Origin of the sequence: Streptomyces sp. NBC_01241, from assembly GCF_041435435.1 — a bacterium.
Classification (GTDB): Bacteria; Actinomycetota; Actinomycetes; order Streptomycetales; family Streptomycetaceae; genus Streptomyces.
In genome coordinates this window covers 2,113,066-2,131,528 of the sequence record NZ_CP108494.1, presented here as the reverse complement: position 1 = coordinate 2,131,528, position 18,463 = coordinate 2,113,066, and the positions used below count along the sequence as shown (strand labels likewise).

Annotated in this window: 8 protein-coding genes and 1 pseudogene; 7 read left to right on the top strand and 2 right to left on the bottom strand. The window is 71.5% G+C overall.

Annotated features, from left to right (window positions below; translation table 11 throughout):
• Window positions 1-5 precede the first annotated feature (5 nt).
• Window positions 6-1,151, bottom strand: a pseudogene (locus tag OG306_RS09215) (ADP-ribosylglycohydrolase family protein); the annotation flags it as partial.
• Window positions 1,152-1,413: 262 nt separating this feature from the next.
• Between OG306_RS09215 and OG306_RS09210 the strand changes: the two are divergent.
• The 6 genes from OG306_RS09210 to OG306_RS09185 all read left to right on the top strand — a co-directional run bounded on the left by OG306_RS09210 (window position 1,414) and on the right by OG306_RS09185 (window position 11,367).
• Window positions 1,414-2,148 carry a VIT1/CCC1 transporter family protein gene (locus OG306_RS09210; RefSeq protein WP_266906963.1) on the top strand — a complete coding sequence of 245 codons (735 nt, stop codon included), beginning with the start codon at window positions 1,414-1,416 and terminating at the stop codon, window positions 2,146-2,148.
• A gap of 460 nt (window positions 2,149-2,608) precedes the next feature.
• On the top strand, window positions 2,609-7,201 hold the full coding sequence (gene gltB, locus OG306_RS09205) for a glutamate synthase large subunit (protein WP_266745608.1): 4,593 nt from the start codon (window positions 2,609-2,611) through the stop codon (window positions 7,199-7,201).
• The gene (locus OG306_RS09200; protein ID WP_266745607.1) at window positions 7,194-8,654 is read left to right on the top strand and encodes a glutamate synthase subunit beta; all 1,461 of its coding nucleotides are present in this window, start codon (window positions 7,194-7,196) and stop codon (window positions 8,652-8,654) included. Before gltB ends, OG306_RS09200 begins: the two co-directional genes overlap by 8 nt.
• A gap of 210 nt (window positions 8,655-8,864) precedes the next feature.
• Window positions 8,865-9,815 (top strand): hypothetical protein, encoded by a 951-nt coding sequence (locus OG306_RS09195; protein ID WP_266745606.1) that lies wholly within the window; start codon window positions 8,865-8,867, stop codon window positions 9,813-9,815.
• A gap of 21 nt (window positions 9,816-9,836) precedes the next feature.
• Window positions 9,837-10,499: a hypothetical protein gene (locus OG306_RS09190; protein ID WP_266745605.1), complete on the top strand. Its 663-nt coding sequence runs from the start codon at window positions 9,837-9,839 to the stop codon at window positions 10,497-10,499.
• Window positions 10,492-11,367, top strand: a complete 876-nt coding sequence (locus OG306_RS09185; RefSeq protein WP_266745604.1) for an inositol monophosphatase family protein — start codon at window positions 10,492-10,494, stop codon at window positions 11,365-11,367. Before OG306_RS09190 ends, OG306_RS09185 begins: the two co-directional genes overlap by 8 nt.
• On the opposite strand, the gene OG306_RS09180 is transcribed toward OG306_RS09185, so the two are convergent.
• On the bottom strand, window positions 11,360-12,592 hold the full coding sequence (locus OG306_RS09180; protein ID WP_266745603.1) for an SLC13 family permease: 1,233 nt from the start codon (window positions 12,590-12,592) through the stop codon (window positions 11,360-11,362). The two genes, OG306_RS09185 and OG306_RS09180, sit on opposite strands and share 8 nt — an antisense overlap.
• Before the next feature lie 6 nt (window positions 12,593-12,598).
• Here OG306_RS09180 and OG306_RS09175 point away from each other — a divergent pair, with 6 nt between their 5' ends.
• Window positions 12,599-18,454: a TIR domain-containing protein gene (locus tag OG306_RS09175; RefSeq protein ID WP_266745602.1), complete on the top strand. Its 5,856-nt coding sequence runs from the start codon at window positions 12,599-12,601 to the stop codon at window positions 18,452-18,454.
• The last annotated feature ends 9 nt before the right edge of the window (window positions 18,455-18,463 follow it).

Sequence of the window (18,463 nt, the reverse complement as noted above, 5' to 3'; positions counted from 1 at the left end):
CCCGCGCCCGCCCCCGCGTACGCCTCGTCCGCGTCGTCCGGGGTGAGCAACTCCGCGATGTCCAGGACGTGGTAGCCCCGCATCGACGGCAGACAGCTGCCCCGGACCGGGCCGATCGCCTCCCCCCAGTGCCGGGGAATCGCGGACGCCCCGTGCAGGGCGCCGGCCAGGGCTCCCGCCACCGCGGCCGTGGTGTCCGCGTCGCGGCCCATGTTGACCGCGGTCAGCACCGCCGTACGGAAGTCGCCGCGCGCCGCCGCGAACGCACCGAACGCCAGGCCGACCGCCTCCGGCGCCAGATCCGTCCACGGGTAGCCGCCGATCACCACCGCGGAACGCACCGCGCGCTCCATGGTGAGCCGGTCGGGGTACGTGCGCTGCGCGGCCGCCACCGCGCGCCGCAGCGAGCGCGCCGTCCAGGAGTCCATGGGAACGACGGACAGCGCGGCGGCGATCACCGACGCGAGCCCGGCCCCCACCATCGCGGCGGCCACCCCGGCCGCCACCGCCTGGCCGCCGTAGATGCCCTCCCCGTCATGGCTGACCCGCCCGTCCACCGCGACCAGACGCGCCGCCTCGTACGGCCGACCTGCCGCGAAGACCCCGAACGGTGCCGCTCTTATCGCCAGGCCGTCGCTCCAGGCGTGCCGGTGCTGGGCGGAGATCGGGGCGGCCAGGCCGCGGCGCAGATTCTCCAGCGTGCCCCGCTCACTGAACCCGGCGCCGCGGAACGGCCCCTCGTCCAGATCGGCGATCCACAGATGCCAGGCCCGCTCCACCTGGGTGACGGTCAGCGCCGAACCGTGCCGGGCGAGCAGCAGTCCGGAGAAGATCGCGTACTCCGTGTCGTCCGTGCCCGCGGGGTCCTCGCTCACGAAGCCCTCGATCCGGCCCCAGCGACGGCGGATCTCGGACGGCCGCAGGTTCTCCGCCGGTGCGCCCAGCGCGTCACCGACCGCGAGACCGAGCAGCGAACCCCGGGCCCGGTCGCCCAGGTCCCCCCGCGTACCCGCCCGCGCACCCGCGCCCCGGTCCGCGCCGCCCCCCGCCGCCACCGGTGCGCCGTGCCGTACCGCCGACGGCGCGCCGTGCCGTACCGCCGCCGTGCCGCCGGTCCGCGGTTCTGCCGGATTTCCCGCAATCGACTCCATCGCGTCGACCCTTCGCTCACACCGAGCCAGTTCTCGTACGCTCGATCTGTGCCACGCGGAGCCCCGACAGAGGCCGATAATCGCAACAAAAGGGCCAGTTGGATGACGGCTCGGCGTCGGTAAGGCAGGCCGTACTCACCTGGTCACGGGGGCAGGTAAGTACGGCCTGCCTTGCTGGCGGGGGCCCTTTTTCGTGCGTACTTTCGACGGTGTTGAGCGGGGGCGGAGCGCGTGAAACCCGCTGCCGGAGAAGGGGAGAGCTGTGTCCATCATCGAGACCGACGCCGTACTGCACGAGGCACACCGCGACAACCACACCCACCGCGATGTGAACGGCGGCTGGCTGCGCCCCGCGGTGTTCGGTGCCATGGATGGACTGGTCTCCAACCTCGCGCTGATGACCGGCGTCGCGGGTGGTGCCGTCTCCCAGCAGACGATCGTGATCACCGGTCTGGCGGGTCTGGCCGCCGGTGCGTTCTCCATGGCGGCCGGCGAATACACCTCCGTCGCCTCGCAGCGCGAGCTCGTCGAGGCCGAACTCGACGTCGAGCGGCGCGAGTTGCGCAAGCACCCCAAGGACGAGGAGCGGGAGCTCGCCGCGCTCTACGAGTCCCGTGGCGTCGAACCCGGCCTCGCCCGCGAGGTCGCGCGGCAACTGTCGCGCGACCCGGAGCAGGCCCTGGAGATCCACGCCCGCGAGGAGCTCGGCATCGACCCGGGCGATCTGCCCTCGCCGCTCGTCGCCGCCGTGTCCTCGTTCGGCGCGTTCGCGCTGGGCGCCCTGCTGCCCGTACTCCCGTTCCTGCTCGGCGCGAGTGCGCTGTGGCCGGCCGTGCTGCTCGCACTCGTCGGGCTGTTCGCCTGCGGTGCGGTGGTCGCCAGGGTGACGGCGCGCAACTGGCTGTACAGCGGGCTGCGGCAGCTGGTGCTCGGTGGCGCCGCCGCGGCGATCACCTATGGTCTCGGCACACTGTTCGGCGTGGCCCTCGGAAGCTAGCGCCCCTCGGCAGGGAGCGCGGCATCGAGCCCGTCCGGCTGAAGGCTTTGTCCTCGAACGCCGGACGGGCTTCGTTCCGGCAGTGTGTCCGCCATCCGTCACGCGTCCGCCATGCGTGTGACGTACGTCTTGGTGGCCGCCTCTGGGCGGAATGGCATCCTCCCACGTAAAATGAGTCTCTATACAAGGCTCCACATAAGTAGCCATTACCCGGCGGTTTCATTTCCTTTGCCGCCGGGCATGAGCCGTAGACACCGCAGGCAACGACGCCTGCTCTCTGCGGTCCCCCGGGCGCCGATCCTCCGACTGCGACCCCTCACCGCCTCCGGCAGTGTCCGTATGTTGGAACGAACTATCCGCTTCTTGAGAAGCGCCCCATCATGTAACCCACACGAAATTTCGCAGAGGGCCAACGTCGTCCCTCGGCACTGCATATGCCACGACGACGACGGGAGAGCCGATGCGTACCGACGCCTGGTCGCCCATGGACGGTCGCCCCGCCCAGCAGGGGATGTACGACCCCCGTAACGAGCACGACGCCTGCGGTGTCGGGTTCGTGGCCACCCTGACCGGTGTGGCCAGCCATGAGCTGGTCGAGCAGGCGCTGACCGTACTGCGCAACCTCGAACACCGCGGTGCCACCGGATCCGAGCCCGACTCCGGCGACGGCGCCGGAATCCTCCTCCAGGTGCCGGACACCTTCCTCCGCGACGAGGCCGCCTTCGAGCTCCCCGAGGCCGGCGCCTACGCCGTCGGAGTCGCTTTCCTGCCCGCGGACGATGCCACCGAGGCCGTCCGGAAGCTGGAGAAGATCTCCGCCGAGGAGGGCCTCAAGGTCCTCGGCTGGCGCCAGGTCCCGGTCACCCCGGACATCCTCGGCAACGGCGCCCGCGCCACCATGCCCGAGTTCCGCCAGCTCTTCGTCGCGGACGGTACGAGCACCGGCATCGCACTCGACCGCAAGGCCTTCGTGCTGCGTAAGCGCGCCGAGCGGGAGGCCGGGGTGTACTTCCCCTCGCTCTCCGCCCGCACGATCGTCTACAAGGGCATGCTCACCACGGGGCAGCTGGAGCCGTTCTTCCCGGACCTCTCCGACCGCCGCTTCGCCACCGCCGTCGCGCTGGTCCACTCCCGCTTCTCCACGAACACCTTCCCGAGCTGGCCGCTCGCCCACCCGTACCGCTTCGTTGCGCACAACGGTGAGATCAACACGGTCAAGGGCAACCGCAACTGGATGAAGGCCCGCGAGTCCCAGCTCGCGTCGAGTGCGTTCGGCTCCGCCGACAATGGACACGACGGCACGGAGCAGCTCGACCGGATCTTCCCCGTCTGCACCCCCGACGCCTCCGACTCCGCCTCCTTCGACGAGGTCCTGGAGCTGCTCCACCTCGGCGGCCGTTCGCTGCCCCACTCGGTGCTGATGATGGTTCCCGAGGCGTGGGAGAACCACGATTCGATGGACCCGGCCCGGCGCGCCTTCTACCAGTACCACTCCACGATGATGGAGCCCTGGGACGGCCCGGCCTGCGTCACTTTCACCGACGGCACCCAGGTCGGCGCGGTCCTGGACCGCAACGGTCTGCGCCCCGGCCGCTACTGGGTCACCGACGACGGCCTCGTCGTGCTCTCCTCCGAGGTCGGCGTCCTGGACATCGACCCCGCGAAGGTCGTCCGCAAGGGCCGCCTCCAGCCCGGCAGGATGTTCCTCGTCGACACCGCGGAGCACCGCATCATCGAGGACGACGAGATCAAGGCCGCCCTCGCCGCCGAGCAGCCGTACCAGGACTGGCTGGAGACCGGCGAGATCGAGCTGGAGGACCTCCCCGAGCGGGAGCACATCGTGCACACGCACGCCTCCGTCACCCGCCGCCAGCAGACCTTCGGCTACACCGAGGAAGAGCTCCGCGTCCTCCTCGCCCCGATGGCCCGCACCGCCGGCGAACCCCTCGGTTCCATGGGCACGGACTCCCCGATCGCCGCCCTGTCCGAGCGCCCCCGGCTGCTCTTCGACTACTTCACCCAGCTGTTCGCCCAGGTCACCAACCCGCCGCTGGACGCCATCCGCGAGGAGCTCGTCACCTCGCTGCGCTCCACGCTCGGCCCGGCGGGCAACCTGCTGGAGCCGACCGCCGCGTCCTGCCGCAGCGTCACGCTGCCGTTCCCGGTGATCGACAACGACGAGCTGGCCAAGCTGATACACATCAATGCCGACGGCGACATGCCGGGCATGAAGGCCGCCACGCTCTCCGGGCTCTACCGGGTCGGCGGCGGTGGCGACGCCCTCGCGGAGCGGATCGAGCAGATCCGTGCCGAGGTCGACGCCGCCATAGAGGACGGCGCCCGCCTCGTCGTCCTGTCCGACCGGCACTCCGACGCCGAGCACGCCCCGATTCCGTCCCTGCTGCTCACCTCGGCCGTCCACCACCACCTCATCCGTACCAAGCAGCGCACCCAGGTGGGGCTGCTGGTCGAGGCCGGAGACGTCCGCGAGGTCCACCACGTCGCGCTGCTGATCGGCTACGGCGCCGCCGCGGTCAACCCGTACCTGGCGATGGAGTCCGTCGAGGACCTGGTCCGCGCCGGTACGTTCATCGAGGGCGTCGAGCCCGAGAAGGCCATCCGGAACCTGATCTACGCGCTCGGCAAGGGCGTCCTCAAGGTCATGTCCAAGATGGGCATCTCGACGGTCGCCTCCTACCGCGGCGCCCAGGTCTTCGAGGCCGTCGGCCTGGACGAGGGCTTCGTCGCGAAGTACTTCAACGGCACCGCCACCAAGATCGGCGGCGCGGGCCTCGATGTCATCGCCCGGGAAGTCGCCATCCGCCACGCCAAGGCCTACCCGGCGTCCGGCATCTCCGCCTCGCACCGCGCGCTGGAGATCGGCGGCGAGTACCAGTGGCGCCGCGAGGGAGAGCCGCACCTTTTCGACCCGGAGACGGTCTTCCGCCTTCAGCACGCCACGCGCAACAAGCGGTACGACATCTTCAAGAAGTACACCGACCGGGTGAACGAGCAGTCCGAGCGCCTGATGACGCTCCGCGGCCTGTTCGACTTCAGGAGCGACCGCGAGCCGATCCCGGTCGACGAGGTCGAGTCCGTCTCCGACATCGTCAAGCGCTTCTCCACCGGCGCCATGTCGTACGGCTCGATCTCCCGCGAGGCCCACGAGACCCTCGCCATCGCCATGAACCAGCTGGGCGGCAAGTCCAACACCGGTGAGGGCGGCGAGGACGCCGACCGGCTCTACGACCCGGCGCGCCGCTCGGCCATCAAGCAGGTCGCCTCCGGCCGCTTCGGTGTGACCAGCGAGTACCTCGTCAACGCGGACGACATCCAGATCAAGATGGCGCAGGGAGCCAAGCCCGGCGAGGGCGGCCAGCTGCCCGGCCACAAGGTCTACCCGTGGGTCGCCAGGACCCGGCACTCCACCCCGGGTGTCGGGCTGATCTCGCCGCCGCCGCACCACGACATCTACTCCATCGAGGACCTGGCTCAGCTGATCCACGACCTCAAGAACGCCAACCCGGCGGCCCGCATCCACGTGAAGCTGGTCTCCGAGGTCGGTGTCGGCACCGTCGCCGCGGGTGTCTCCAAGGCACACGCGGACGTCGTCCTGATCTCCGGCCACGACGGCGGAACGGGTGCCTCCCCGCTCACCTCGCTGAAGCACGCGGGCGGCCCCTGGGAGCTCGGCCTCGCCGAGACCCAGCAGACCCTGCTGCTCAACGGCCTGCGCGACCGCATCGTCGTGCAGACCGACGGCCAGCTGAAGACCGGCCGCGACGTCGTCATCGCCGCGCTGCTGGGCGCCGAGGAGTTCGGTTTCGCGACCGCGCCGCTCGTCGTCTCCGGCTGCGTCATGATGCGCGTCTGCCACCTGGACACCTGCCCGGTCGGCATCGCCACCCAGAACCCGGTCCTGCGGAGTCGTTTCTCAGGCAAGGCCGAGTACGTCGTCAACTTCTTCGAGTTCATCGCCAGGGAAGTCCGCGAGCTCCTCGCCGAGCTGGGCTTCCGTACGATCGAAGAGGCCGTCGGCCACGCCGAGCTGCTCGACACCGACCGCGCGATCACGCACTGGAAGGCGCAGGGCCTCGACCTGGAGCCCCTGTTCCACGTCCCCGAACTGCCCGAGGGCGCGGTCCGCCACCAGCGGATCGAGCAGGACCACGGTCTCGCCAAGGCCCTCGACAACGAGCTGATCAAGCTCGCCGCCGACGCCCTGAACGCGGAGAGCGCCGAGGCCGCCCGGCCGGTCCGGGCCCAGATCGCGATCCGGAACATCAACCGGACCGTCGGCACCATGCTCGGCCACGAGGTGACGAAGAAGTTCGGCGGCGCCGGTCTGCCGCAGGACACCATCGACATCACGTTCACCGGTTCCGCCGGCCAGTCCTTCGGCGCGTTCGTGCCGAGTGGTGTGACGCTGCGGCTGGAAGGCGACGCCAACGACTACGTCGGCAAGGGCCTCTCCGGCGGCCGCGTCATCGTCCGCCCGGACCGCGGCGCCGACCACCTCGCCGAGTACTCCACCATCGCGGGCAACACCATCGCCTACGGCGCCACCGGCGGCGAACTGTTCCTGCGCGGCCGGACCGGCGAACGGTTCTGCGTCCGCAACTCCGGTGCGACCGTCGTCTCCGAGGGCGTGGGCGACCACGGCTGCGAGTACATGACCGGCGGCCACGCCGTCGTGCTCGGCGAGACCGGACGCAACTTCGCCGCAGGCATGTCGGGCGGAGTCGCGTACGTCATCGACCTGGACCGCGACAACGTCAACGCCGGCAACCTCGGCGCGATCGAGGCCCTCTCCGACACCGACCAGCAGTGGCTGCACGACGTGGTGCGCCGCCACCAGGAGGAGACCGGTTCCACGGTCGCCGAGAAGCTGCTCGCCGAGTGGGACAGCGCCGACGGCGGTGTCTCCCGCTTCAGCAAGATCATCCCGTCCACGTACAAGGCAGTGCTCGCCGCCAAGGACGCCGCTGAGCTCGCCGGTCTCTCCGAACAGGAGACCACCGAGAAGATGATGGAGGCGGCGACCCATGGCTGACCCCAAGGGCTTCCTGACCACCGGGCGCGAGATCGCCGAGACCCGCCCCGTGGGCGAGCGCGTCAAGGACTGGAACGAGGTCTACGTTCCGGGCTCGCTGCTCCCGATCATCAGCAAGCAGGCCGGCCGCTGCATGGACTGCGGCATCCCGTTCTGCCACAACGGCTGCCCGCTCGGAAACCTCATCCCCGAGTGGAACGACTACGCCTACCGCGAGGACTGGAAGGCCGCGTCCGAGCGCCTGCACGCCACGAACAACTTCCCGGAGTTCACCGGGCGGCTCTGCCCGGCCCCCTGCGAGTCGGCGTGCGTGCTCGGCATCAACCAGCCGGCCGTCACCATCAAGAACGTCGAAGTCTCCATCATCGACAAGGCATGGGGCAGCGGCGACGTCACCCCGCAGCCGCCCGAGCGGCTCTCCGGCAAGACCGTCGCCGTCATCGGCTCGGGTCCGGCCGGTCTCGCCGCGGCCCAGCAGCTGACCCGGGCCGGCCACACGGTCGCCGTCTTCGAGCGCGCGGACCGCATCGGGGGCCTCCTGCGGTACGGCATCCCCGAGTTCAAGATGGAGAAGTCGCACATCAACCGCCGTATCGAGCAGATGCGCGCGGAAGGCACCAAGTTCCGTACGGAGGTGGAGATCGGCAAGGACATCGACGCCGCCAAGCTCCGCCGCCGCTACGACGCGGTCGTCATCGCCGCCGGTGCCACCGTCTCCCGTGACCTGCCCGTTCTGGGCCGTGAGCTGAACGGCGTGCACTTCGCCATGGAGTACCTGCCGCTCGCCAACAAGGTGCAGGAGGGCGACCTGACGGTCTCCCCGATCACCGCCGAGGGCAAGCACGTCGTCGTCATCGGCGGCGGCGACACCGGCGCCGACTGCGTCGGCACCGCCCACCGCCAGGGCGCGCTCTCCGTCACCCAGCTGGAGATCATGCCCCGGCCGGGCGAGGACCGGAACACCAACCAGCCCTGGCCGACGTTCCCGATGCTCTACAAGGTCACCTCCGCGCACGAGGAGGGCGGCGACCGGATCTACTCCGTCTCCACCACCCACTTCGAGGGCGACGAGGACGGCAACGTCCAGGCCCTGCACCTGGTCGAGGTGGAATTCAAGGACGGTAAGCTGGAGCAGAAGCGCGGCACCGAGCGGAAGATCCCCGCCCAGCTGGTCACCCTGGCCATGGGCTTCACCGGCACCGACCAGTCCAACGGCCTGGTCCAGCAGTTCGGCCTGGAGCTCGACGCGCGCGGCAATGTCGCGCGCGACGCGGACTACGCCACCAACGTCGGCGGAGTCTTCGTCGCCGGTGACGCGGGCCGCGGCCAGTCCCTCATCGTGTGGGCCATCGCCGAGGGCCGCTCCGCGGCGCGCGGCGTGGACCGCTTCCTGACCGGAGCCAGCGCCCTGCCGGCCCCGATCCGCCCGACGGACCGTGCTCTGACGGTCTGATCACACGGCACACAAGACGTCCGTACAACGGCGTACGGAACTGAACGCGGCGCCTGCCCGTCCCCGACCGGACGATCTCGGCAGGCGCCGTGGCGCGTCCGCACTCCCCGGGCGCACGGATGCCCACCATGAGCCCCTTGTACCCCCTGGCGGCGCCCCGCTCCGCTCTCCTAGGATCGGAAAGGCATTCCACGGGGGAGGAGCGTGCCCATGACCGTGCACGGACGGCGCCTGGAGCGGTCCGTTGCCTGGATCCTGAAGAACGTCGATGTCGTCATCGCCGCCGGAGTAGCGCTGACCATCGGATTTCTGGACATCTTCGGCGATGTCGTCACCAGCGACGTGGCGTCCGGAGCGACCCTGGTCGTCCTCGGTGCCCTGGCGCTCGGTTCGATCGTGGAGCGGGTGCGCCAGCCTGCCGCGATCCAGGAGGCGATGGCCGGTACCCGCCGCGCGCTGGAGGACCTCACCATGGTCCGCTCGCTCTCCGGCAACGATGTCGGCGAGGCGCTGCGCACTGCCCGGCAGCACACCAACCTCTGGTACTTCAAGGGCGGAACCGGCACCTACTTACGGGCTGTCACCCTGCCGCAGTGCGTGGCCACCGCCAGGGAGCAGCGCTCCCAGCTCAACATGAAGATCGACATCATCAATCCGGACGACGAACGGATCTGCCAGGCGTACGCGCGGTTCCGGCAGATGTTCGCCAACCGCAGCAGCACCGGGCACGCCGGTCACTGGACCACCGACCGGGTGCGCAAGGAGTCGTACGCGACGGTGCTGGCCGCCTGCTGGTACCAGCGCAGGCTCACCACCCTGGACATCGCGGTGCACCTCTCCTCCGCCGTACCGACGCTCCGCTTCGATCTGTCCGAATCCTGTCTGATCATCACCCAGGACGACACCTCGCGGGTCAACCTCCTGGTCGAGCGGGAACAGCCGCTCTACGACTACTACGTCACCGAACTGCACCAGAGCCGGGAACAGGCCCTCGTGGTTCCGATGCGTGTGGAGGCGCCGCTGAGCGAGGAGCCCACCGTCGACGAGGCCCGCGGTCTCTTCGAGGCTCTTCAACTGCCGCTGCCCCGTGCGTTCACCGACAGCGACATCGGCGAAATCATTGTCAAGGCACTGCACGCGGAGGACCCCTACCGGAGGTGAGGCGCCCCCCGGCGCGACCCCATGGACTACGACGAGCTGGAAATGGCCCTCACCCACGGCGACACGGTCTCCCCGGGCCCCCGTGGCTCCGCCGTCCGCGCGCTCACCGAAGTCGCCACCGGCGTCCGGGCGCTGCGCGCCGTACGCCACCCGCTCGGCTTCCTCTGCCTGCCGCTGCTGCGCGAGGGGCTGCGGGGGATCTGTGTCCATCTCTTCGCCCCCGAGTACGTGGCCGAGCCGGACACCGCGCCCTGGCATGCCCACAGCTGGGAGCTGCGCAGCCATGTCCTATACGGACGGGTCGCCAATCTGCCGGTACGGGTCAGCGGCACCGGGGACGAACCCACCCACCGGATCTTCGAAGTGCGCAGCGGGCCGGGCGGAGTGGACGAGATCGTTCCCACGCCGGTGCTGGTCCGCGGCGAGCCGGGCCACGCGCACATCAGCGGCCCGGGTGAGACGTACACCCTCACCGCGGGGGAGTTCCACGCCACGTCCATCGAAGGCACGGACCTGGCGGCCACACTCGTGCTGGGCCGGTCGATGCCCGGCCGGACGGATCTGTCGCTCGGCCCGCTCGACGGGCCGGCGCGCACCATGACGCGCCGGCTGTGCGACGAGGAACAGACGTTACGCACGGTCCGTACCGCGCTCGGGAGGTTCGATGGACACGTCGATGTCTGATCCGGAAATGGCCTCCGCGGCCGGCGGAGCGGGACCGTACGCGCGTGAGCGCGCGGTGGCGGTGGCCGCGGCCGAGGAAGCCGGAACCATGCTCCGGGACCGGTTCCGGGCCCCGCTGACGGTCCGTACGAAGGACGCCTCGGGTGATGTGGTCACCGAACTCGACCTGGCTGCCGAGGAGATCGTGCTGAGCAGGCTGCGGCGGCACTTCCCGCACGACCGCATCCTGTCGGAGGAAGCCGGACTGCTGGACGGGACCGGTTCCCGCACCTGGCTGGTCGATCCGCTCGACGGCACCAACAACGTGGCCATCGGACTGCCCGCCTACGTCGTGGGCATCGCGCTCTGCGTCGCCGGGGCGCCGGTGGTCGGAGTGGTCCACGAACCGCTCACCGGCCGGACCTGGCACGCGGTGTCCGGCCACGGCGCGCACAGCGATTCCGGTCCGCTCACCGGTCCCGACGGCAGGCTCCCCGCCCCCGGCCCGGTCATCGCCTGGACCCAGGGTCACGCAGTGGGCCGGGCCGACACGGCGGCCGCCGTGCTCCGCCAGCACCTGGAGCTGCGCTGCCGGCGGGTGCTCCAGTTGTGGGCGCCACTGCTGGGCTGGTCCATGCTGGCCCGGGGAACCATCGACGGTTTCGTCGGATACCGGGCCGAAGGGCTCGACCTGCCGGCCGGGGCGCTGCTCGCGGCCGAGGCCGGGGTGGAACTGCGCACCTTGCACGGCGAGGTGTTCCGGCCCGGGTTCGCGGGATCCGGTGCGGACCGAAGCTTCGTCGCCGCCCGTACCGACACGCTCGACTACGTCCTCGCGCAGGTGGCTTCGGTGACCGGGCGGCGCGACCCCGGGCCGGCCGTCAGGTGATCAGCGCCAGCGCACAGGTGGCGGCCGCCGTGCCGGTCACCGACAGCACCAGCCCGGTCCGCACGAACCGGCCCGTGTCGATCCGCGTCCCGTGCCAGCGACACCGTTCGAACCAGAGAAGGGTCGCCAGCGAGGCCCACGGAGTGATGACCGGCCCCGCGTTGACCCCGATCAGCAGCGCCAGCAACTGGCGGTGATTGCCCGCGGGAACGACCGCCTCGCCCGCCACGTACGCCGGAAGGTTGTTCAGTACGTTGGACACCCCCGCGCCCACCCCCGCCGACCTCAGCATTCCGGCCCATCCGTCGTCCGAGCCGAGCGCCGACGCCAGCAGCGCGTGCAGACCGTGCGCGTTGACCGTCTCCACCACCAGGAACATCCCGGGAACCAGCACCAGCAGCCGCCACGGGACCAGTGACAGCCGCAACTCCGCTCTGCGGCGCCGCGCGAAGGCCGCCACGACGATCAGCATCGCCACCGTCGACGCGGCCCACAGCGGCACGTCGGCGAGCAGGATCGCCAGCAGAAAACCGGCGCACGCCACCGAACAGATCCGCAGCAGCACCGGATCGCCGGGGATCGGCGCGGACGGCGGGGTGTACCGGTCCTGCCCCCGGCGGCCTCGGCGCCAGTAAAAGGCCCACAGACAGGCGGCCGTCACTCCGACCGTGACCAGCTGAGGCAGCCACATCACGGCGGCCAGTCCGGACGGCGACAGCGCCACCCGGTCCGCCGCCAGCAGATTCGTCAGGTTCGACACCGGCAGCAGCAGGCTCGCGGTGTTGGCCAGCCACACCGTCGTCATCGCCAACGGCACCGCCGCGATCCCCACCCGGGTGGCCAGTGCCAGCATCACCGGAGTGAGGAGCACCGCGGTCGTGTCCAGATTCAGCGTGAGCGTGGTGAGCGAGGCGAACAGCACACAGAGCCCGAACAGCAGCGCATAGCGGCCCCGGCCCGCCCGCGCCACCCAGGTCGCCACCACGTCGAAGACCTGGGCCCGGCCGGTCAGTTCGGCCAGCACGATCACCGAGGCCAGGAACACCAGCAGCGGACCGATACGCCGCAGCTGCGCCGCCGCCGGGTCCGCGGGCAGGAGCCCCGTCGCCACCGCGCCCACCCCGAGCACGAGCAACCCGCCGGCCAGCCAGTCCAGCGGATGTAACAGGCCGAGGCTTTTGGGCAGCCTGGTTCGCAGCCGCTGCGGCGAAAGGTCTTCTACCATGGAGTAATGGTGGCAGACAGCGAACTGGGTTTATCAGTAAGCGAGTTCGATTTTTTCATCAGCTATTCGCCGGCTGATGAACAGTGGGCCTCATGGATAGCGTGGTCACTGGAGGACGCCGGGTACCGCACCGTCCTCCAGGCGTGGGACTTCGTGCCCGGCACCAATTTCATCGACTACATGGACCGCGGAGTCAGCGAGTCCACCGCCGTCATCGCCGTGCTCTCCCGCCATTACGAACGCTCCACCTACGGCCGCATGGAATGGCAGGCAGCGCTCCGCGCGGCCCCGGAGGCACCGGAGCGCCGGCTGCTGACCGTACGGGTCGACGACATCCCCATCGAGGGTCTCCTCGCCACCATCACCTATGTCGACCTGGTCGGCATCGCCGACGCGGACACCGCGCGCTCCCTGCTGCTGAATCGGGTGGGACAGGCGATGGACGGGCATGCCCGGCCGGTCCGTCGCCCCGGCTACCCCGGCTCCGGACCGTCCGGCAGCGGTGTCGTCCTGCCCGGGCAGGACCCGTACCCCGCCGACATGGACCGCCTGCCCGGCCGCAGGCCCGGCGGCCCCGGCTGGGCGGGCCGGCGCAGACCCGCCCGCGCCCCCGGATACCCGCCCGCCACCGGCGCCGGCGTGGCCCGCGACACCGTCACCGTCCTCCACCTCGCCGGACCCGGCTTCGGGCGCGGCCGGGAACCCGACGCCCTCAGCCGACAGCTGCGAGGCGACATCGTCGAACTCCGGGACGCCGGGGCACCCGCCCCCGATCTGCTGGTCGTCACCGGCGACCTCACCGCGTCCGGCAGCCCCCGCGAGTGCGACCAGGCCCTCAGCTTCCTGACCGCGATCCGATCACAGCTCGACCTGCCGCCGCAGCGGGTCATGGTGGTGCCCGGCGCGCAGGACGTGAACCAGGCCGCCTGCCGCGGCTACTTCCACACCTGTGAGGCGGACGAGGTCGCCCCGCAGCCCCCGTACTGGCCCAAGTGGCGCCACCACACCCGGCTCTTCCGCAGCTTCTATCACGGGCTGGACACCGTCTTCGACAGCGACCAGCCCTGGACCCTGTTCCCGGTCCCCGAACTCAGCACCGTGGTCGCCGGGTTCAACTCCTCCATGGCCTTCAGCCACCGCCCCGACGACCAGTACGGCTCCATCGGCCGCGACCAGGCCGCCTGGTTCGCCGAGGCCCTGCGCGGATACGAGGAGGAGGGCTGGCTGCGGATCGGAGCCGTACGCCACCCGCTCACCGCCGCCCGCCACTACGCCGACGCCACCAGTGGACCCGGCGCGCTGCGGGACGCGGACGCCCTCACCCGGCTCACCGGCCCCCGGCTCAACCTCCTGCTGCACGGCCCCACCGGCGGCCCCCGCACCACCGGCGGCGAACCGAGCCACACCACGGTCGCGGCGGGGCCCGCGCGGCTTCCGGTCTTCGGCGCCTCGGCCCCCGCCCGCTTCCAGCTCCTGCGGATCGCCGCGGACGGCGTCACCCGCTGGGACGACCGCACCACCGCGGCGTCCCCCGTCCGGCTGCCCGGCGAATGGCGTCGTACCGGCCGGGTCTTCCCGGCCCCCGGCCCGGCCGCCACCCCGGCCACACCCGACTTCGACCGGCCGGCCACCGACACACCCGTCGACTCCCTCACCGAACGCGTCAAGGAGATCTGCCTCGCCCGCAGGGACGGTGTACGGCTGCGCGACATCCCCCGCCGCGACCCCGCCGACATGGCCCAGATCATGGCCACCTGGCAGGAGGACGGGGTGGTGCGCCAGCAGCGCATCGCCGTCCACCCGGGCGTTCCCACCGAGGCCGAACTCGACCGGTTCACCGCCCAGGTGCACGCCACCGGAGCGGCGGCCGACGCCGTGCTGGTGCACGCGGGGGACACGCCCGACCAGGCGCTGCGCGACCGTGCCGCCACCCGCACGGTCCGCGTCAGGCTGCGCAGTTTCGTCGAGTTCCAGGGGCTGCTGGATCTGCGCGGCTACGTGGCCGCGCAGACCGCCCGGCTGAACAGCAGCGAACAGTACCCGCCCGCCCGCTACCTCCCGCAGCGCTACCGCGACGCCGACCGGCCCGAAGGCGCCGAACACACCGGGCTCGTCGAGGACCTCATCGACCTGCTGGAGAGCGACCACGGCCGGTTCCTGCTGCTCCTCGGCGACTTCGGCCACGGCAAGACCTTCGCCCTGCGTGAACTGGCCCGGCGCATTCCCGAACAGCTCCCGCACCTCACCCCGCTGCTCATCCCGCTCAACACCCTGGACCGCGCCCACAGCCTCGAAGGGCTCGTCGCCGCCCACCTCGCGGGCCACGGCGTCGACACCATCGACCTGCGGGCCCTGCGCTACATGCTCGCCCAGGGCCGCGTCGTCCTGCTCTTCGACGGTTTCGACGAACTCGTCAACCGGGTCAGCTACGACAGGGCCGCCGACCACCTCCAGGTCCTTCTCGGCGCCGCCGTCGACCGGGCGAAGATCGTCGTCAGCAGCCGCACCCAGCACTTCAAGTCCCACGACCAGATCCTGACCGCGCTCGGCGAACGCGTCGGGCTGCTGCCCCAACGCCGCATCCTCGCCGTCGAAGGGTTCACGCCCGACCAGGTCCGTTCCTACCTCGTCCGCACCTACGGCGACGAACACCAGGCCGAACAGCGGTTCCAGCTGCTGCGCAACATCCCCGACCTGCTCACCCTGTGCGGCAACCCCCGGCTGCTCTCCTTCGCCGCGGCCCTCAGCCCGGACCGGCTGCGCGCGGTCGCCGGAGCGGGCCGCACCCTCAGCCCCGCCCGGCTCTACGAGGACGTCTTCACCTCCTGGATCGACTACGAGGAACAGCGCGGCCAGGGCGGCACGGGCGCCGCACCCGGACTCGGCGCTGCCGCGCTGTGGTCCTCCGTCACCGCGCTCGCCCTGCGGCTGTGGGAGTCCGGTCGTACCGCGCTGCGCCTGGACGAACTGACCGAGACCGTGGCCGCCACCCTCGGCGGACTCACCGGGCCCACGCCGGCGCCCTCCACGCTTTCCACCGCCGAACAGGCCCAGGCGGTCGGTGCCGGCAGCCTGCTGGTCCGCAGCGACGACGGAGTGTTCCAGTTCATCCACGGCTCGGTGCTCGAATGGCTGGTCGCCCGGCAGGCCGCGCGGCAGCTCGACGAGGGCCGGGCCGCGCTCCTGGCCGCGCGTCCGTTCAGCCAGCTCGCCGTCGAATTCCTCTGCGACCTCGCCGACCATGAGACCTGCGCCGACTGGGTCCGCGGCACCCTCGCCCCGGACGGCCCCGTCGTCAGCGAAGCGGCCCGCCGCAACGCGCTGCGGATCGGTGACCGGCTCCGGGTCCCCGCCAACGCCGACCTGCGCGGCGCGCGGCTGGCCGGCGAGGACCTCTCGTACCGGGACTTCTCCGGCGCCGACCTCTCCGGCGCGGACCTGACCGACGCCCGTCTCACCGGAGCCAACCTCTCCGGTGCCGTACTCCGCGACAGCAGGCTCGCCGGCGCCCGGCTCGACCACGCCGACCTCTCCCGGGCGGACCTGACGGGTGCCGACCTCACCGGCAGCCGCCTCACCCGCGCCGAACTCACCGGCGCCGAACTCACCGGGAGCCGCTGGCACCGGGCCGCGCTGATCGCACCGATCCTGGACGATGCCGTGCGCCGGGCCCCCGAGCTCCGGGCCGCGGCCATCGCCCCGGGCATGCCCGTCGAAGCCGGATACCGGCCGTCGGCCGTCGGCGTCCCCTACGGATTCAACATGCGGACCAGCAGACTCCCCGAACCCATCGCCTACAGTCCCGACGGGGAACTCCTCGCCGTCGGCAGCGAGGACGGCGGCGTGCTGATCTGCGGCGCGGACACCGGCCGGGCCCTGCGCACGCTGCAGGGCCACTCCGGACGCGTGTACGCGGTGAAGTTCGCCGGCGACACCATCGCGACGGGCGGCTCCGACGGCACCGTACGCCTGTGGGACCCGGTCTCCGGGGCCTGCCGCCACCGGCTCGACGTCCATCCCGAAGGGGTGTGGCCGCTCGCGCTCGACCCGGAGGGCACCCTGGTCGCCACCGGAGACCGTGAGGGCGTGGTCACTGTCTGGTCCGTGGCCACCGGGCGGCCCCTGCACCGGCTTCCCGGTCACACCGCCCCCGTCTACACGGCCGTGTACTCCCCGGACGGACGCACCCTGATCACCGGGGACGCCGGGGCCCGGGTCCGCCGCTGGAACCTGTCCGACGGCTCCGCCGACGGCGAACTGGCCGGTCATCAGGGTGCTGTCTACCGGGCCAGGTTCAGCCCCGACGGCACCCTCCTGGCCACCGCCGACCAGGGTGCGGCGGGCGGCGGTACGGTAAGGATCTGGCGGGCCGAGGACACCCGGCTGCTGCACACGTTCACCGGCCACACCGGACGCGTGTACGCGCTCGATTTCCACCCCGACGGAACTCTTCTGGTCAGCGGTGACACCGACGGCCAGGTCCGCCTCTGGGACCCGGTCGTCGGCACCCCCGCGGGAACCATGGAACATTGCGCCGGCGCGGTCTACCAGGTGCTCTTCCACTCCTCCGGGAAGCTCCTCACCTCCTGCGACAGCAGCGGCCAGGTCCGTCTCTGGACCGTCTCCGGCACTCCCCGCACGGGCCGCACCGTCGCCCTGCACGACCGCCAGCCCACCGCGCACCGGGGCTCCGCGTGGGCCTGCGCCTTCTGTCCGGGGAACCGGCAGCTCCTCACCGTCGGCAACGACGGCGGTGCCCAGATCTGGGACGCCGACACCGGGCACGGCCGCCGCATCCTGCGTGGCCACGGCCGCCGGGTCACCGGACTCTCGTTCAGCGCCGACGGCACCCAGCTCGCGGCGGCGGGGAACGACGGAACGGTACGGCTGTGGGAAACCCGGACCGGCCGGCGCACCGCTGAGTTGACGGGCCGGGGCAACCGCCTGGTCTCCGCCTTCTTCAGCCCGGCCGAGGAAATCCTGGCCACGGCGAGCAACGACGGCGACATCTACCTCCGCAGCGCATCGGACGGTGCCCACCTGCGCGAGGTGGACGCCGAGACCGAGCACATCTGGGCCGGGGCGTTCAGCGCCGACGGCTCCCTCCTCGCCACCGCCAACGACGACGACACCGTCCGCCTCTGGTACCGCTCGACCGGCGCACCCGTCGCCACCCTGACCGAGCACCGGGGCCGGGTCCGCTCCATCGCCTTCTGCACCGGCCCCGGAGGCGAGCTCGCCACCGGCTGCGACGACGGGGCCGTACGTTTGTGGCGTCCCGGCACGGGCGAGCTCCTGGCAGAACTGCGCGAGCACACGGACCGGGTGTACGGGGTGGCGTTCGGACCCGGTGGCGCATGGCTGGCCACGGCGGGCTGGGACGGCCGCACGGTCGTGTGGCGGGACGGCGTCCCGGAGCTTCGGCTGGCCGGACACGCCGGCAAGCTCTGGGCCGTCGCGGCGCACCCCGCACGCCACCTGCTCGCCACGGCGGGTGACGACCGCACGATCGGGCTGTGGCACGCGGAGTCGGGCGAGCGGCTGGCGGCGCTCGACGGCCACGCCGGACGGGTCCTCTCCCTCGCGTTCAGCCCTGACGGGCGCATCCTCGCGAGCGCGGGAGAGGACGGCACGGTGCGCCTGTGGACCCTTTCAGACGACCGTACGGTGCCCGAACCCACGGCCACCCTGATCGGGCTGCCGGGCGGCTGGGCGACGCTCACCCCGGCCGGGGGCTACAAGTACGACGGCGATGTGGCCGGCGAGTTCTGGCACGTGGTGGGCATGTCCCGGTTCGCCCCCGGCGAACTGGATCCTTATCTGCCGGGGGTGAACCGGCTGGCGCTGGGCGAAGCCCTCTGAGGGGACACG

What these genes read in the sequence shown, in the direction of transcription:
- gltB (WP_266745608.1), top strand. Translation starts at nt 2,609, where the DNA reads ATGCGTACCGACGCCTGGTCGCCCATGGACGGTCGCCCCGCCCAGCAG.
- OG306_RS09185 (WP_266745604.1), top strand. Translation starts at nt 10,492, where the DNA reads ATGTCTGATCCGGAAATGGCCTCCGCGGCCGGCGGAGCGGGACCGTAC.
- OG306_RS09195 (WP_266745606.1), top strand. Translation starts at nt 8,865, where the DNA reads ATGACCGTGCACGGACGGCGCCTGGAGCGGTCCGTTGCCTGGATCCTG.
- OG306_RS09175 (WP_266745602.1), top strand. Translation starts at nt 12,599, where the DNA reads ATGGTGGCAGACAGCGAACTGGGTTTATCAGTAAGCGAGTTCGATTTT.
- OG306_RS09180 (WP_266745603.1), bottom strand. Translation starts at nt 12,592, where the DNA reads ATGGTAGAAGACCTTTCGCCGCAGCGGCTGCGAACCAGGCTGCCCAAA.
- OG306_RS09190 (WP_266745605.1), top strand. Translation starts at nt 9,837, where the DNA reads ATGGACTACGACGAGCTGGAAATGGCCCTCACCCACGGCGACACGGTC.
- OG306_RS09200 (WP_266745607.1), top strand. Translation starts at nt 7,194, where the DNA reads ATGGCTGACCCCAAGGGCTTCCTGACCACCGGGCGCGAGATCGCCGAG.